The 15,445-nt window shown below is 23.4% G+C and carries 18 protein-coding genes and 1 pseudogene; 4 read left to right on the plus strand and 15 right to left on the minus strand.

The window, feature by feature from the left end; genetic code table 11:
* Window positions 1-99: 99 nt before the first annotated feature.
* The 8 genes from AC4FQ1_RS01525 to AC4FQ1_RS01560 all read right to left on the minus strand — a co-directional run bounded on the left by AC4FQ1_RS01525 (window position 100) and on the right by AC4FQ1_RS01560 (window position 7,596).
* Entirely contained in the window at window positions 100-954 is an 855-nt protein-coding gene (locus AC4FQ1_RS01525; RefSeq protein ID WP_491168749.1) for a GNAT family N-acetyltransferase, read from the minus strand.
* Window positions 955-1,020: 66 nt separating this feature from the next.
* On the minus strand, window positions 1,021-2,925 hold the full coding sequence (locus AC4FQ1_RS01530; protein ID WP_491147090.1) for a bifunctional 4-hydroxy-3-methylbut-2-enyl diphosphate reductase/30S ribosomal protein S1: 1,905 nt from the start codon (window positions 2,923-2,925) through the stop codon (window positions 1,021-1,023).
* Between the two features lie 19 nt (window positions 2,926-2,944).
* Window positions 2,945-3,604 carry a (d)CMP kinase gene (gene cmk / locus AC4FQ1_RS01535; protein ID WP_491147089.1) on the minus strand — a complete coding sequence of 220 codons (660 nt, stop codon included), beginning with the start codon at window positions 3,602-3,604 and terminating at the stop codon, window positions 2,945-2,947.
* Between the two features lie 71 nt (window positions 3,605-3,675).
* Window positions 3,676-4,890 (minus strand): BaiN/RdsA family NAD(P)/FAD-dependent oxidoreductase, encoded by a 1,215-nt coding sequence (locus AC4FQ1_RS01540; protein WP_491147088.1) that lies wholly within the window; start codon window positions 4,888-4,890, stop codon window positions 3,676-3,678.
* 97 nt (window positions 4,891-4,987) lie between these two features.
* Complete coding sequence (locus AC4FQ1_RS01545; protein ID WP_491147087.1) at window positions 4,988-5,887, minus strand: MurR/RpiR family transcriptional regulator; 900 nt, start codon at window positions 5,885-5,887, stop codon at window positions 4,988-4,990.
* A 142-nt stretch (window positions 5,888-6,029) separates the two neighbouring features.
* Window positions 6,030-6,572 (minus strand): tRNA 5-(aminomethyl)-2-thiouridylate-methyltransferase MnmM, encoded by a 543-nt coding sequence (gene mnmM / locus AC4FQ1_RS01550; protein ID WP_491168750.1) that lies wholly within the window; start codon window positions 6,570-6,572, stop codon window positions 6,030-6,032.
* Window positions 6,573-6,596: 24 nt separating this feature from the next.
* The gene (locus AC4FQ1_RS01555) at window positions 6,597-7,307 is read right to left on the minus strand and encodes a pseudouridine synthase (protein ID WP_491147086.1); all 711 of its coding nucleotides are present in this window, start codon (window positions 7,305-7,307) and stop codon (window positions 6,597-6,599) included.
* Window positions 7,308-7,428: 121 nt separating this feature from the next.
* Complete coding sequence (locus AC4FQ1_RS01560; RefSeq protein WP_303130530.1) at window positions 7,429-7,596, minus strand: hypothetical protein; 168 nt, start codon at window positions 7,594-7,596, stop codon at window positions 7,429-7,431.
* A 130-nt stretch (window positions 7,597-7,726) separates the two neighbouring features.
* Between AC4FQ1_RS01560 and AC4FQ1_RS01565 the strand changes: the two genes are divergently transcribed.
* Complete coding sequence (locus tag AC4FQ1_RS01565; protein WP_303130529.1) at window positions 7,727-8,116, plus strand: PadR family transcriptional regulator; 390 nt, start codon at window positions 7,727-7,729, stop codon at window positions 8,114-8,116.
* A gap of 21 nt (window positions 8,117-8,137) precedes the next feature.
* Here AC4FQ1_RS01565 and AC4FQ1_RS01570 read toward each other — a convergent pair whose 3' ends face one another.
* The gene (locus AC4FQ1_RS01570; RefSeq protein ID WP_303130527.1) at window positions 8,138-8,740 is read right to left on the minus strand and encodes a hypothetical protein; all 603 of its coding nucleotides are present in this window, start codon (window positions 8,738-8,740) and stop codon (window positions 8,138-8,140) included.
* A 338-nt stretch (window positions 8,741-9,078) separates the two neighbouring features.
* Here AC4FQ1_RS01570 and AC4FQ1_RS01575 point away from each other — a divergent pair, with 338 nt between their 5' ends.
* Window positions 9,079-9,507 carry a divergent PAP2 family protein gene (locus AC4FQ1_RS01575; RefSeq protein ID WP_303130526.1) on the plus strand — a complete coding sequence of 143 codons (429 nt, stop codon included), beginning with the start codon at window positions 9,079-9,081 and terminating at the stop codon, window positions 9,505-9,507.
* 47 nt (window positions 9,508-9,554) lie between these two features.
* On the opposite strand, the gene AC4FQ1_RS01580 is transcribed toward AC4FQ1_RS01575, so the two are convergent.
* The 4 genes from AC4FQ1_RS01580 to AC4FQ1_RS01595 all read right to left on the minus strand — a co-directional run bounded on the left by AC4FQ1_RS01580 (window position 9,555) and on the right by AC4FQ1_RS01595 (window position 13,808).
* Window positions 9,555-10,481, minus strand: coding sequence for a 3'-5' exonuclease (locus AC4FQ1_RS01580; RefSeq protein WP_491168751.1), 927 nt, complete (start codon window positions 10,479-10,481; stop codon window positions 9,555-9,557).
* 114 nt (window positions 10,482-10,595) lie between these two features.
* The gene (locus AC4FQ1_RS01585; protein ID WP_491168752.1) at window positions 10,596-11,510 is read right to left on the minus strand and encodes a hypothetical protein; all 915 of its coding nucleotides are present in this window, start codon (window positions 11,508-11,510) and stop codon (window positions 10,596-10,598) included.
* Window positions 11,511-11,614: 104 nt separating this feature from the next.
* Complete coding sequence (locus AC4FQ1_RS01590) at window positions 11,615-12,649, minus strand: DUF6398 domain-containing protein (protein WP_491147081.1); 1,035 nt, start codon at window positions 12,647-12,649, stop codon at window positions 11,615-11,617.
* Between the two features lie 292 nt (window positions 12,650-12,941).
* Window positions 12,942-13,808, minus strand: a complete 867-nt coding sequence (locus tag AC4FQ1_RS01595; RefSeq protein ID WP_491168967.1) for an SDR family oxidoreductase — start codon at window positions 13,806-13,808, stop codon at window positions 12,942-12,944.
* 172 nt (window positions 13,809-13,980) lie between these two features.
* On the opposite strand from AC4FQ1_RS01595, the gene AC4FQ1_RS01600 reads away from it, so the two are divergent.
* Window positions 13,981-14,217, plus strand: a complete 237-nt coding sequence (locus tag AC4FQ1_RS01600) for a hypothetical protein (RefSeq protein ID WP_491168753.1) — start codon at window positions 13,981-13,983, stop codon at window positions 14,215-14,217.
* A gap of 29 nt (window positions 14,218-14,246) precedes the next feature.
* Here AC4FQ1_RS01600 and AC4FQ1_RS01605 read toward each other — a convergent pair whose 3' ends face one another.
* Both AC4FQ1_RS01605 and AC4FQ1_RS01610 read right to left on the minus strand, forming a co-directional pair.
* A complete protein-coding gene (locus AC4FQ1_RS01605; protein ID WP_303130518.1) occupies window positions 14,247-14,588 on the minus strand; it encodes a hypothetical protein in 342 nt (113 codons plus the stop codon).
* Between the two features lie 60 nt (window positions 14,589-14,648).
* Window positions 14,649-15,152 (minus strand): annotated as a pseudogene (locus AC4FQ1_RS01610) (FAD-dependent oxidoreductase); the annotation flags it as partial.
* On the opposite strand from AC4FQ1_RS01610, the gene AC4FQ1_RS01615 reads away from it, so the two are divergent.
* Window positions 15,144-15,425 (plus strand): helix-turn-helix domain-containing protein, encoded by a 282-nt coding sequence (locus AC4FQ1_RS01615; protein WP_491168754.1) that lies wholly within the window; start codon window positions 15,144-15,146, stop codon window positions 15,423-15,425. The pseudogene AC4FQ1_RS01610 and the gene AC4FQ1_RS01615 sit on opposite strands and share 9 nt — an antisense overlap.
* The last annotated feature ends 20 nt before the right edge of the window (window positions 15,426-15,445 follow it).

The following is a 15,445-nucleotide window of genomic DNA, read 5'->3' on the forward strand; positions in this document are numbered from 1 at the left end:
CATAATAATCTCCTTTTCAATAAAAATCACTTGTTTAAATAGTCTTATATATTATATTAAATTTTATAATCAATTTAAAGCGTTTTTTAATTTTATGAATTAAGGTCTTATCCAAGTAGCATAATCTCCAATCATTTTAAAACCTATTTTTTTATAAAGATTAAACGCTTTAAAATTATTTTCTTCAACTCTTATAAATATTTCCGATATATTATTTTTATACGCTAAGTTTATTAGATAGATAAGTAAATCTTCACCATATCCTTTACTTCTATATTCACTAATTATACCTAGATTAACTATTGTATATATGTTGTTATTAAATATTATTTGTCCATAACCAATTTCATTATTATTAGAATCTAAAATAAAAATACAAAAATTTTCATTATAGTAAGATTGTTTTTCTTCAAAACGTATATCTTTAGGTTTTAAAGGAAGTCTAGATTTATCATAAAATATAGAATTTTGAATATTGCATCTTAGAAATTCATCTTTATTTTTATTAAATTTTCTAAAGCTAACATTGGAATTTATATTTAATTTAGTTTTTATATTATATTTTAATAATTTTGTTTGTTTAGAACGGATAAACAAATTTGATAATAAAATATTAGTTGTTAATTTATCTTCATATGTTTGATAAATTAATATTTTGCCATTAAGTTTAGGTATATCATTAAATTTTACTAAATCTACATAATTATTTTTTATATAAGTATCATTTATAATTATTGTATCTATATCGTTATAATCAAACCAAATATAACCAATATATTGTTTGTTCAATAAAATTAATATTAAGTTATTTTTAAGAAGTGATTTTTTAAATAAATTTGATTTGAAATAATATTTAATAAAGTTATTTTTATATTTATTAAAATTTAAAGATTCATTTATTAAAATTTCTAACTTAGAGAAATTTTTATTGCTTAATTTCTCATATTGTACCATATAAAAATATCCACCCCATAAATTATTATAAAATAACCCCTTTAATAAAGGGGTTATCATTTACTACTAAATATCTTTTATACTTAAGCTTATACGTTTATTTGATTCATCAACAGATAATATTTTAGCTTTTACATCTTCTCCAACTGATAATATGTCCTTTGGATGATCTATTCTATCATGACTTATTTTTGATATATGAACTAATCCATCAACACCAGGTTCTAATTCAACAAAAGCTCCAAAATCATTCAATCTTACTACTTTGCCTAAAACAATAGATCCTTCTGGATATCTTTCTGTTATATTGCTCCATGGTTCAGGAGTAAGCTCTTTAATACTTAAAGAAAGTTTTTTATTTTCTTTATCTAAATCAATAACTTTAACATCAATTATATCTCCACTCTTTAAATAATCTTGAGCTTTTTTTACATGATTCCAAGATATTTGTGAAAGATGTATTAAACCATCAACCCCATTTACTTCAGCAAAAGCTCCAAAATCAGTAAATCTTTTAACTTCAGCCTTTACAACATCTCCAACTTTTAGTGAATCAAAAACTAAGTTTTCTTTAGCTTCTTTTTCTAATTCTTGTACAATTCTACTTGATGCTACAACTCTTGAAGGATTTTCTTTGTTAAAATCTATTAATTTAACTTTTAAAGTTTTTCCTTTGTAAGATTCTTTATCATTAACAAATTTCATATCAATTTGTGATGATGGAATAAAAACACGTATACCTCCAAAGTAACCAACTAATCCTTTTTCTTTTATTTCTGAAATTTTTAATTCAAATGTAGATTTTTCATCAAACATTTTTTGAAGTGTATTTAGGATTTCTTCTTTTTCATATTCTAATCTTGATAGAACAACAAATCCATTATCATTATTAAGTTTTATAACTTTAGCTTTTAATTTATCACCAACATTTAAAGTTTTTGCATATTCTTTTGGATCTTCTTTAGCAGTTAATTCTTTAAATGGGATAACTCCATCTGATTTATATCCAGTAAGTGAAATAACTACTTCATCATTTAATATTGAAAGTATTTCACCTTCAATTTCACTTCCAGTAAATAATCTTTTATCGATTTCATTCATCAATTGTAATTGTTCGTTATTTGTATTTTCCATAACTTCAATAACCTCCCTTATTATCCATTCTGGTGTAGAAGCACCAGCAGTAATACCAATTTTTTTAAAGTTTTCATTATTTATAAAATCATTTGGTAATGCACTAACGTTTTCTATATGAATAGTATTAATACAATTTTCTTTTGAAATTTGGTATAACTTATTTGTGTTAGAACTATTTTTTCCGCCTATTACAATCATAGCATCTACTTCTCTTGAAAGTTCAAATGCACTTTTTTGTCTTTCTTCTGTAGCTAGACAAATGGTATTAAATTGTAAAAGGTTATCTGTCATTTTTTCTAGATTTGAAACAGTTTTATTCCAATTAGATTCCTTTTCAGTAGTTTGAGATACAACACAAGTTTTACCAAAATGATTTTTGCCTTCAGTAAATTCACCATTTTTCGTTATAGTAGCTTTATTATTACACCATCCATTTATACCAATTACTTCTGGGTGGTTTTTATCACCAAGTATAACTATATCATAACCTTCTTCAGAATATTTTTTAACCTTTTTTTGAATATTAGTAACAAATGGACATGTAGCATTTATAACTTTTAAACCTCTTTTATTTAATTCGTTTAAAGTTTCCTCTGAAACTCCATGAGATCTTATAATAATTACATCATTAGGAGCTAATTTATTAATATCTTCAATATTTATTGAAAATACATCGTTTTTTTCTAAAAATTTAACTACATCATTATTATGAATAAGAGGTCCTAATGTATAAATTCTCTTATTATAATTATTTTTTATTTCAATAGTTTTATCTACAGCTCTTTTTACTCCAAAGCAAAATCCAGAGTTTTTAGCTAGTATAATCTCTCTCATTTTAAATTCCTCATAAATTTTATTTATTAAAATTTTCTCTTATAAAATTATTTATTTTTTCTGTTACTTCTACTATGTTTAACCCAGTTGTATCTATTTCTATAGCGTCATCAGCTTTTCTTAATGGATCTGTAGCTCTATTGCTATCTTCATAATCTCGTCTAATTATGTCTTTTAATATTTCATTATATGAACAATCTATATTTCTATTTTTTAATTCAGTATATCTTCTATCTGCTCTTTCTTCTGGAGTTGCAGTTAAAAATATCTTAAATTTTGAATCTTTTAAAACAACAGTTCCAATATCTCTACCATCCATTATAACATTATATTTTTTAGACATATTTTGTTGAAGCTTTACAAGCATTTTTCTAACTTCAGGTATTGATGCATAAGCTGAAACTATAGAACTTATTTCTGGCATAGTTAGTTCTTCTTGAACATTTTTACCGTTTAAAATTAAATCATCATTTTCAAAATGCATTTCCATAGTTTTTATTAATTCGCATATTTTATCAATATCGTTTGGTTTTAAATTATTTTGTGAAGCTTTTAAAGCTACTGCCCTATACATAGCCCCTGTATTTATATACATCAAATCAAATTCTTTAGCTACTAACTTAGCTATTGTACTTTTTCCTGCACCTGCAGGACCATCTATTGCAACTGAAATTTTCAAAATTTCTCCACCTTTCTAATAAACAATTACAAAACTAATTATATAATTTTATTTATTTTATAACAAGTCTTTTAAATATTGCTACCCGCAACATATCCAGTAGATAAAGCTATTTGTACATTATACCCTCCAGTAAATGCATCTACATCAATAACTTCTCCTGCAAAAGATAGATTTTTTATAAGTTTACTTTTCATAGTTGATGGATCTATTTCTTTTGTATCTACTCCACCAGCAGTAACAATTGCTTCATCAATAGATCTTAATTTTTTTACATTAAGATTAAAATTCTTTATTAGAAAAACAAGACCTTTTCTTTCTTCTTTAATTATTTCATTTACCTTTTTATTTTCATCTATATTAGATAATCTAATTATTACAGGAATTAATTTTTTAGGTAATAGATCATCTAATGAGTTTTTAAAATCTTTGTTTATATATTTTTTAAAATCTTTTTGAACTCTTAAATCTAATTCTTTTTCAGTTAAAGCAGGTTTTAAATCTAAAGAAACCTTATATTTTTTATTATCCTTTATAAATCTACTACCAGTTAAAACTAAAGGACCTGATATTCCAAAATGGGTGAAAATCATTTCACCTATATTTTCATATACTTTTTTATTATCTTCGTAAATCTTCAAAGATATATTTTTTAAAGATAATCCCATTAATTCTGTGACGATAGGTTCTTTTATTTCTATTGGAACTAAAGATGGTTTTAATTCTTTTATATTATGACCAATATTTTTTGCAAATCTTTGGCCATCACCTTTTGAACCTGTTAACGGATATGAAGCTCCTCCTGTTGCTAAAATAAAATGATCTCCTAATATTTCTTTACCATTTTCTAATATAACGGAAACAATTTTATCATCTTTTTTTATTATATCTTTTACTAAACTATTTAACATTATTTTTATATTTTTATTTTGAAGTGCATTTTTTAAACCTTTTATAATATCTGAAGATTTATCAGATTTTGGGAAGACTCTCCCGCCTCTTTCAACTTTTAATTTTATACCTTCTTTTTCAAAAAAATTTATAGTATCTACATTTGTAAATGTATATAAAGCACTATAAAGGAAATAAGGATTTCCAGGTATGTAATCAAAAAATTCAGATATGTCTTTATTATTAGTTACATTACAACGACCTTTTCCAGTTATAAATAATTTTTTACCTAATCTATCATTACCATCTAATAAAATTACTTCATTACAATTACTTGCAGTTATTGCAGCCATCATTCCTGCTGGGCCTGCACCTATAACTACTACTTTTTTCATTTAATCAGCTCCTTAAATTATGCTAAAATCATTTTACTATACTAAAGCATATAAAAAAAGATGTGTACTAAAAAATACACATCTAAATTAAAAACTATTAATTATCATTGTCCCCAATTGTTTTATTATTGATTTGATATACATTATAGTCTTGCCATATAGCTTCTAATGATCCAAATATATCAGCTATATTTTCTTTTTCTCTCATTCCAACAGAAATAATTAAAGCATTAATAAGAGAAAGAGGCGCTACTAAAGAATCTACAAATGATGCCATATTACTTTGAGCAATCAATGTTAAATCAGCTTTAGCTGCTAATGGAGATATTAAGCTATCTGTTATAGCTACAACTTTTGCTCCTTTATTTTTTGAAAAATCAAGAGCAGCTATAGTTTTTGAAGCGTATCTTGGGAAGCCTATTCCTATTACTAAATCCCCCTGTTTAACATTTATCATCTGCTCAAAAATATCAGATATACCATATCTAACTGTTCTCACGTTTTGAAGTATTATATTTAAATAAAATCCTAAAAATTCTGCTACAGCAGTTGAACTTCTTAACCCTAAAATATATATATTGTTAGCTTTAAATATTTCATTTACAACTTCCTCAAATACATCTGGATTAATTTTTTCTAAAGTAGCTCTAATATTTTCAATATCTGCCTTTAAAACACCTTTTAATGAATCACTATCTGATATGTATTCATTAGATAATTCTAATCTTTGAACAGTAGTAAGTTTATTTTTTATTAATTCTTGAAGTGCTTTTTGTAACTTTGGATATCCACTAAATCCAAGTTCATTAGCAAATCTAACTACAGTTGATTCTGACACCCCAACAGATATTCCAAGTTTAGCTGCAGTCATAAAAGCTGCTTTATCATAATTATTTAAAATATATTCAGCTATTAACTTTTGTCCTTTACTTAATCTTTGAAACTTAATTTGTATTAATCGCATTAAATCTTTATTTTCATTCAAATTCTTATCCATAATTATCTACCTACTTATAACAATCTTTAGTCATATAATTTTAACATTAAATGATATATTTTTCAATAAAAATTTCATGTGTGTTAAGTTTATTATATAAAGTTCAAGTCGAATTATATGCTTAAAATTAAGTTTTTAAAAGTTATTTCTTTTCAACAATAACTAGCATTGGTGCAGTCTTGCTTCTGTTTAAGCATTTATGAATCATTACCCCAAACTCATTTTTAGGCAAATTTTCCAAGTAATCTAATATGCAAGTTTTTTCTTTTTTTCCTTCATCATGCCCAGTATATATACATATAGACATAATTCCATTGCTATTTAAAAGTTTTAATCCTATTTTTATACTAAGAAGAGATGTTTCATGCAATGTTGTTATATCTTTTGATGCTCCAGGTAAAAAACCAAGATTATACATTATACAATCTACTTTAGAATTTATATATTTGTCTAGTTTATGATGAGAATCACAAATTACAGTAACATTTGAAATTTTTTTATCTTTGTATCTATCACAAGCATTTTTTTGTATATCAAAAGAATATACACTGGAAAATTGGTCACTTAAAAAATCTGTATCATGTCCATTACCTAACGTAGCATCAATTGCTATATTTTTATTTGTTAAAAAGTTTTTTATTATGTAGTGTGATAGTTCACTAATATCAGATACGTATTTAAACATATTTAACACTTCTTTCTATAATAATTATAATGAATTTATGTAGTTTAATTCTTCTTCAGTTAAATCTCTATACTCTCCCGTTTTAAGGTAACCAAGAGAAATTTCTCCAATAGATACTCTTTTAAGATTTATAACATCATGTCCAAATGCAGAACACATCTTTCTTATTTGTCTATTTTTTCCTTCGTGAATTATTATTTCAACTGTGGAAATATTATTTTTAGAAGAGATTTCTTTGATAGAAGCATAAGAAGTTATATAACCTCCTATATCAACTCCATTACTAAATTTAATCATTTCTTCTTTTGTAAATTTACCCTTTACTGTTGCTATATATTTCTTATCTATAGAAACTCTTGGGTGTATTATTTTATTATATATATCTCCATCATTTGTAAGAATTAACAAACCTGAACTATCGTAATCTAATCTCCCTATTGGAAATATTCTTTCATTAACTTTAACTATATCTAAAATAGTTTTTCTTCCCTTTTCATCTTTTAATGAAGTTATATATCCAACTGGCTTATTTAAAGCAAAGTAAACTTTTTTTTCTTCAGGTACTATTATTTTATTATTAAATTCAACTTTGTCTTTATTTTCAATAATCTTTACTCCTAATTCATTTACAACTTTTCCATTTACTTTTACTTTACCTTCTAATATAAATTGCTCACATTTTCTTCTTGATGCAACACCGCATTTAGCCATAAATTTTTGTAATCTTTCTTCCATAAAATATCACTCCATCTTTCTATTCCTATATGATTATATATATTAAATTAAGGTTTTACAAGAAAATATAGTACTTTAATTAATAAACAAAGCTTAGGTGAAAAACACCTAAGCTTTTTATTTAAAAGAAAAATCCACCATTAAAAAATAATAACAATAACAATGGACTTATTCCACAACCGCCAAAGCCACAACCTCTACCTCTACAGTTATTAAAATTATTATAGTTATTATTATATCCACATCTATTGCATCTGTTACAATTATAATTATTACAACATCTATTCATGAGTTTACCACTCCTTTTCTTCTGTTACTATATAATATTCTTTTTTTTCAATTTGTTGAGTAATTTATTTTTGTTTATTTATATATTTTGTTAAAATATAATTATATATTTAAATAAGGAGGTTTAATTTATGGACAAGCGTAATCGTATTATTGCTCCAAGAAATGTTGTTAATACAAAAATGTTATATATGCTTTATATATTAAAGGAACTTTCAAAAGGAGAAGTTGTTTTTGGAAATAAAATTCTTACAGATTTTAGAGATATGTTTGATTCAACTACTATGCCTTTCCCAGTATCTTCTAGTACTGTTTATGAAAGTTTATATGAACTAGAAGATAGAGAGTATGTAGTTTCTAAATGGAGTGGTGAAGATTTATCTAATAAAAGAAGTAAAAAGGTATATCATATAACAGATAGGGGATTAAATTTTTTAAATGCAAATTTAGATGAATATGTTCTTAATTTAGATAAAACGAAATCAACATTAGATAAACTAAAAAAAATGCTATTAAAATAGTACATATTAATATGTACTATTTTAGCATTTTTTTATTTTTGATGATTTGCTTATAAATTTTTTTCTAAGTATAGCTTCTTCTTTACAGGAACAATCCAATTTAATAAAAATATTTTTATAACCTTCTTTTATGTATGAATTTTTATATAAATCTTCATAAGATAACTTTTCTATGTCTTCTTTTAAAATAGATAAATAATTATAGCCATATATTTTAAATAGTATATATTTAAATCCTAATAATATTTGTTCTTTATTTTTTTTATTTTCAATATCTAAGTTTAAAATATCATTATTTAATTTTTCAATAATTCCATATAATTGATATAGGTAACTAAGTTCTCTTATTGTGTATTTATCACTGAGAGATGCAACAGCACATGAGAAATTTTTATTTATTGGTATAGTGTAAATATAGCCTAATTCATCTTTATTTAATATTGTACGTATGCTTTGATAAATAGATGTACAAATATCTAACCTTATCGTATTAGCGTTTTCACATACTGCTTTTATTTTAAAAAGATTTTCATAATCTCTATTATAATTTATTAAATTAAGTTGTTCTTCTCTTTGAATTTTATGCATTTTATTATTTATAATCCAACTAAACCAAGCTCCCATTGCAGAACCAGCTAATATTGAACATGCAGAAATTATAGATGTAATAACTTGTATTTGTATATTTATCAGCTCCTTAAAAAATAATTCTATCTTATTATTAACTAAAAATATAAAAATATTATTTATAAAGATAAATTTTTTCTATAATTTCAAAAATATTATAATACTTATAAAACAATTAAATTAATTTTATATAGAAATTTTTTAATATAAGTTAACAATATATTGAAAAGTTTTCTTAATTAAATATTTATTTACATCGTTTAATTAAAATTTTATTTTAAAATCTATTATATTTATACTATAAAATTGTATAATAAATATATGGAGTGATAAGTATGATAATAAAAAATCAATTAATTATTTTAAGTGTATTATCTTTAATAATAGCTCAAGCATTAAAAATAGTATTTGGTTATTTTTACACAAAAAAATTTGATTTAAATAGGCTATTTGAAACTGGTGGTATGCCAAGTTCTCATTCAGCTTTTATAGTTTCTTTAGCAATTGGAATAGGAAGAATAAATGGTTTTGACTCATCAATATTTGCACTAGCTTTTGTATTTGCATCTATTGTAATGTATGATGCAATGGGAATAAGACGTGCTGCTGGTGAACATGCAAAACTTTTAAACTTGATTTTATCAAAAGATAATACATTTAAATTAGATAATAAAAAATTAAAAGAATTATTGGGTCATACACCTTTTGAAGTTTTAGGTGGGTTAATACTTGGAATTATAATTGGATGTTTTTATCCACTTTAAAATAAAAAACAAATGCTAATAATTGCATTTGTTTTTTATTTTAAAGTTTAAATCATAGAGTTTTTATATAATATAGATAAATTAATACTATCAAATAAAGAGTCATGTTGATTACCTAAGAATTCAATATTATATTTTGACAAAGCATTTTTTAAAGATAAAGCATTTTCAATTTCTAATAAATCTTTGCATAAAATTTCTTGAAAATCTAAGTTATTTTTTAAAATAGTTTGTAATATTTCTAAATTTGAATTATTTCTAGTTATATCATTTTTTAATACTTTTATATCATTTCCACCCCAGTATATAAATAATTTCTTTTTATTTCCACACCATATTGAAAATTTTTTAAACACTGTTTCAAAGTTATTTGCATTATCTATATCATTTTGATTTAATGATGTTATTTCTATACACTTTGAAGTTAATTTTGAAATATTTTTTGGTTTAATAAGCTCATAAAATTTAGAATTTATATTACCATAAATATCAGTTTTTACAGCACCAATACTTATTATCTCTACATCATTAAAATTTTCTAAGCAATTCATTTCAAAATCGAAAAATATAATTTCTTCTGAGGTTTCTATATTCTTTTTTAACATTACTAAAGTACTGTTTCTATTTATAAGTTTTTTGTAAGTTTTGCCTATGCATTTACATTCATTATATAATGAAAACGATACTCTTCTACTTTTTCTTATAATATCATATACATTTTTATTTAAAATTGCACTATAATCATATATTTGATTTAAGAAAAAGCTTATATATTCCAAATCTTCATTTAATGTAAAATAATTATTGTTTATTTTGTATATTATATCTTTATTATCTGTAAATAATTTTATTTTGCTATATTTATCTATTTTTTTTAGTTCTATTAAACAAACTATATCTTTTAAAATATAATATAATCCATGATAATGTGATGTTTTAAAAGAATCACTCTTTAATTTTTTTCTTATTTTCATTAAGGTTATATTATTAATATCTTTTATTAAATAGTATAATACAAATTTTTCATCAAGTTTTTTTATATGATAGTATATATTTATATAATTAATCATTTGTATAGTATCCTTTCTTTATATATACATACTTATTGGAATTACTTGAAAAGAATTTTCTGTACACTTTATTCTTGGACATTTAGGTGGAACTATACCTATATCTAATAAACAATCAAATTCTTTAATACATTTAGCAAGCATTTGTTCATTAAAACTTTGCTGTCCAGTTTTTCTTAAAAAGTGAATGTTATTATTATTAGAACATTTTTTAACTAATTTACCTAATACATTAACATTGCAATCTATATTATCAAATTTATTAGAATTATTATTAAAAAAATATGAGTTATTAACAGTTAATATAACATCTCTATTATTACATTGTACTATTAAATCAGTAGTATTATTAGCACTTAATTTACTTTGCATCTCAGAAAGGAATCTATCTATAATATTAAAGTCAATTATAGAATCTCCTTTTCTTATGCTATTTAGTTTATCCACACCAAAACAATCTATTATTAATTTAAGAGAGGATATATACTCATATAATGACTCATGACATACAAGACCATTTAAACTTATATAGTCCCCCTCTATTATAGAATCATTACATAAGTTTTGAATAGTTTTTAATTGATTATTTTTAGAAAGATTATTTATTAACTTATTATGAAAGCTAAACAAAGTATAAATTCTTTTTTCTTCTTCTTCAATTCTAATTGCACCTCTATTTTCTAGTATTTCATCACTTTCTGATCCTACTGTTCTTGTATTTGCATCAGAATTTGTGTATCCTTTATATCCTTCTCTTTTATCTTTTGAAAATCTGTCTTCATAATAATCACTTTCTTTATTTTCACAATGTAATCTTCCAGTTAATGATTTATCACATATTCTCTTACGTGAAAAAATTTCTATGTATCCCTCAGCTGTTATAGAAAAAATTCCTCTAAGCAATAATTCATCTAAATAAAGAAGAAAATCCAAATTATCTACCTCCAAAATTAACTCCTTTATATATATGTTTATGTATAAATGTAATAATATATTAAAGCATAAATAAAAAGCAAGATTTAAATCTTGCTTTTTATTTATTTTATTTTATTTAAAGCTTTAATAATCCATTTTCCTATTTTTTCGTTAGTCCATAATGGTAAACTATACTCTATACATAAACTAGCTTCTTCTAAACTACCTTTTCTATATGATGATATTTCACCATCAACTAGATTTATTTTTCCTACTAAACAATCTATAAAATAATGATTATGTTTTAAAGCTTTTTTTAAGGCTTTTCTAGCATTTTTTCTATCATTTGTATAGTAATAATATAATACTCTTCCATATTTAAAGAATATACAATCTTCATCACTATACTTGTCTAATATATAATTTGCAAATTCATAGTCTTTATTCATTAAAGCTCTAAACACTATTGAATGTCTTACATTTCTAGAATCATAATCATCTAAATTTAATATTTCTTTTTCTATATTAAAACTTCTATCATAATTACCTAAAGCAAATTCATAATTAGATAAAGTTGATAATATTGTTAAGTAAAAATCTCCTTCAGCAGAAAAGCCTATTTGACCTTTAAATTTATCAAAGTAGTCTTGTCCAAGTTGGGTTCTTAGAAGCTCTTCACATTTTCTAAGTTCACTTGCCCCTTTTTCTACATCATCTAATTTTAATGCATTATCGAACAAATCAATAACATTATTTTCAGAATTACATCCTGAACATTCAACATTTGAAGATAAATCTTCTATTTTCCATTCCTTTGAAGTTTTATCTATATTTAATAATTTTCTTATTTCTCTTGATTTAGTACCTATAGTTCCCTCTGAAACTTTAAAATAATCTGCTAATTCATCCATTCTTATACCTTTTTTATTAAGTGTATCATTTACAAAAAAGATTGCATGAAGCACTCCAGCAGACCAAGTATTAACTTTACCTCTTAATAATTTATTTTCATCAGTATTTGCTAAAAACTCTACTAATTTAATGCATTTTTTATAATAATCATCATTTAGTACATTATTACAAAAAGTATCTATACTAATTAACATTTCTTTTGCACGAGCTTCAAATTCAACTGGTACATTTATACTATATTTCATTTATACCTCCTAATAATTTATAGCTTCTGTAGTAAATCACATCTAATTATTATAACTTAAAATTAAAAAATTTTCATTAATAAATTAAATATTATTGAATCATAAATAAAAAAACGAAGAAAAATAACTTTTTCTTCGTTAATATAATCTAATATTGATTATGGTTGTTATTTGTTTTATTTTCATTATTATAATTTTCTCTGTAACTTTTAATCTTAGAATTTGATAATGCTCCACCTTTTTGTATATTCTTCTTATTTTTACCCATTATAAATCTCCTTTTAATGTAAATTTAATTATTAATCATTTCTCCACCATTAACATGTATAGTTTCTCCAGTTATAAAAGAAGCATTTTGACTAGCTAAAAAAACATATGCTTCTGCCAATTCAACTGGTTGCCCTGGTCTTTTTAAAACTGTATTAGCTCCAAAACTTTTAAATTGATCTTTTTTAAATGATGCTGGTATTAACGGAGTCCATATTGGACCTGGCGCAACTGCATTTACTCTTATTCCCATATCTGCTAAGCTTAATGATAAGCTTCTAGTAAGTGATGTTAATGCGCCTTTAGAAGCTGAGTAATCAATAAGTTCCTTGTGTCCATGATAAGCTACAACAGAAGTAGTATTTATTATACAACTTCCAGGACTCATATAAGAAAGAGCTTCTTTAATTAAATAAAAGGCTGAGAATACATTAATACTAAATGTTTTTATTAACTGATCATTTGTTAATTCTAATATTGACTCAACTGGATATTGTTGAGCAGCATTATTAACTAATATATCTATAATGCCATATTTTTCTGATACTGTTTTTATTACTTTTTTACAAAAATTATAATCAGCTAAATCACCTTGTATGCCTATAGAATTATTATTATATCTTTTTATTAAATTTAGTGTTTCGTCTGCATCTTCTTTTTCATTTAAATATACAATTACAACTGTTGCTCCTTCTCTTGCAAAAGCTAAACTAACAGCTCTTCCAATTCCACTATCACCGCCTGTTATTATTGCAATTTTTCCATTTAATCTTTTACCATTATTCATATAATCTTTATGTTCATATACAGGTTTTGGATTCATTTTTTGTTCAATTCCAGGTTGATTTAATTCTTCTTGTAAATCAAAAATTTTAGGAAAAGTATTATCAATCAAATAATCACCTCATTTTATTAAGTGTATTTCATGATTATTTTTTGTAAAACTTAAAATAATATTCTATATTATATTTATAAAAAATTGTGATGTATCATATGTTACAGAAAAAAGATTTAATTTTAAGTATAATAATATCATTATTTTAAAAATTAGGAGGAAATTTAAAATGTCTTGTGGATGTTCAACAATAAATAATGGAAAACAAGTTTCAGATTTAGTTAGAAGTAAGGGATTTGAAAATATGCAAACAAAGAAATTACATAATATAACTTGCTCTTGTGGAAATACTTTTATAATGGATAAGTTAATTTGTAAATGTAATAATTGTAATATGACTTACGCTGTTACACCATGTAGTTCTGATGATATAAATAGTATAAAAGAATGTGGAATTAATTATTAGTTTTTTATAAAGTAAATGAGTATAATTATTTAATTATACTCATTTATTATATCGTTGCTAAATTTTAAAATTAATTTATCATAATCTATTTCATTATACTTTTTTTCTAATATTTCTTTATTTTCTTCAAAATAAATTGCTTTTTCATTTATTATTTTATTTAAGCTATCTATATTAAAATCATTTATATTTTTAGTGTTTATTAATTCTTCTAAATAATTACTTATATTTTCTTTATGCCTGTTAATTTGATCATTTTTCATTGATTCCAAAGCTTCTTTCCAATTGTTAAAACCACCTATTGGCGTATCTTTTTCTTCTTCAATAGGTTCATTATTATAGGTATTTTTAAAAAAATTCATAAGTCCCATAATTTAATCCTCCGTACAATAATTATTTAATAATATTATATTACATTAATTTTTTATAATTTAAACTAATTTTTGATTAAATATATTATCTAAATTTAGTTTTTTAATTTTTTTATTTATTAAATCTATATCAGTTGTATATAATCCTTCTTCTTGCATTCTTTTAAAGTATATAGATCCTGCAAAAGTATATCTACTTTTTCTATCTTTACCTTCTGTAATTCTTTCATTTGAATAAGAAATTATATCACCTATTGCTAAACTTGTAGGTAAAGATAATAAAGGCATTCCCATAAAATATCTAACTGCATTATGACCTGCTAAAGAACCAGTACATATAGCTTCTGTATGTCCTACAAACAGTCCGGATTTTTCTCCACCACAAAATAGATTATCTACTCCTTTCACTTGCATAAAATTAGTTCTAGGAGCTACTGATAAATATCTTATAGAATTCCCCTTGCTTCCAGCATAAGGATCTACATATTTTGCATTTTCAAGTCCCTTTACTTTTCTAAGTTTCTCTAAAGGATAATAAGTAGTCATTAATTTAGCATGTCCAGTGTAAACAAAAGAACAACCTTTAACCGAGTTTTTAAAGAAGAAACAGCATCTTTTTTATCATTATATCCTAATAAAACTATAGGTGATAAAATTAAACTTCTTAGAATTAAAAGTGGACTTACCTATAATCAATTTGCAAAGAAAGCTCAAGTAGCTGTTATGACTATTTATAGATGGGAAAGTAATGAACGTATCCCTTCTGATAAGTATTTAAAACAACTAATAAAAAATTTTAAATTAAATGATGATTATTTTAATTTAAATGATAAATAATCTTATAAATAAGAAAAGAC

The organism is Clostridium sp. TJA020 (genome assembly GCF_058310295.1).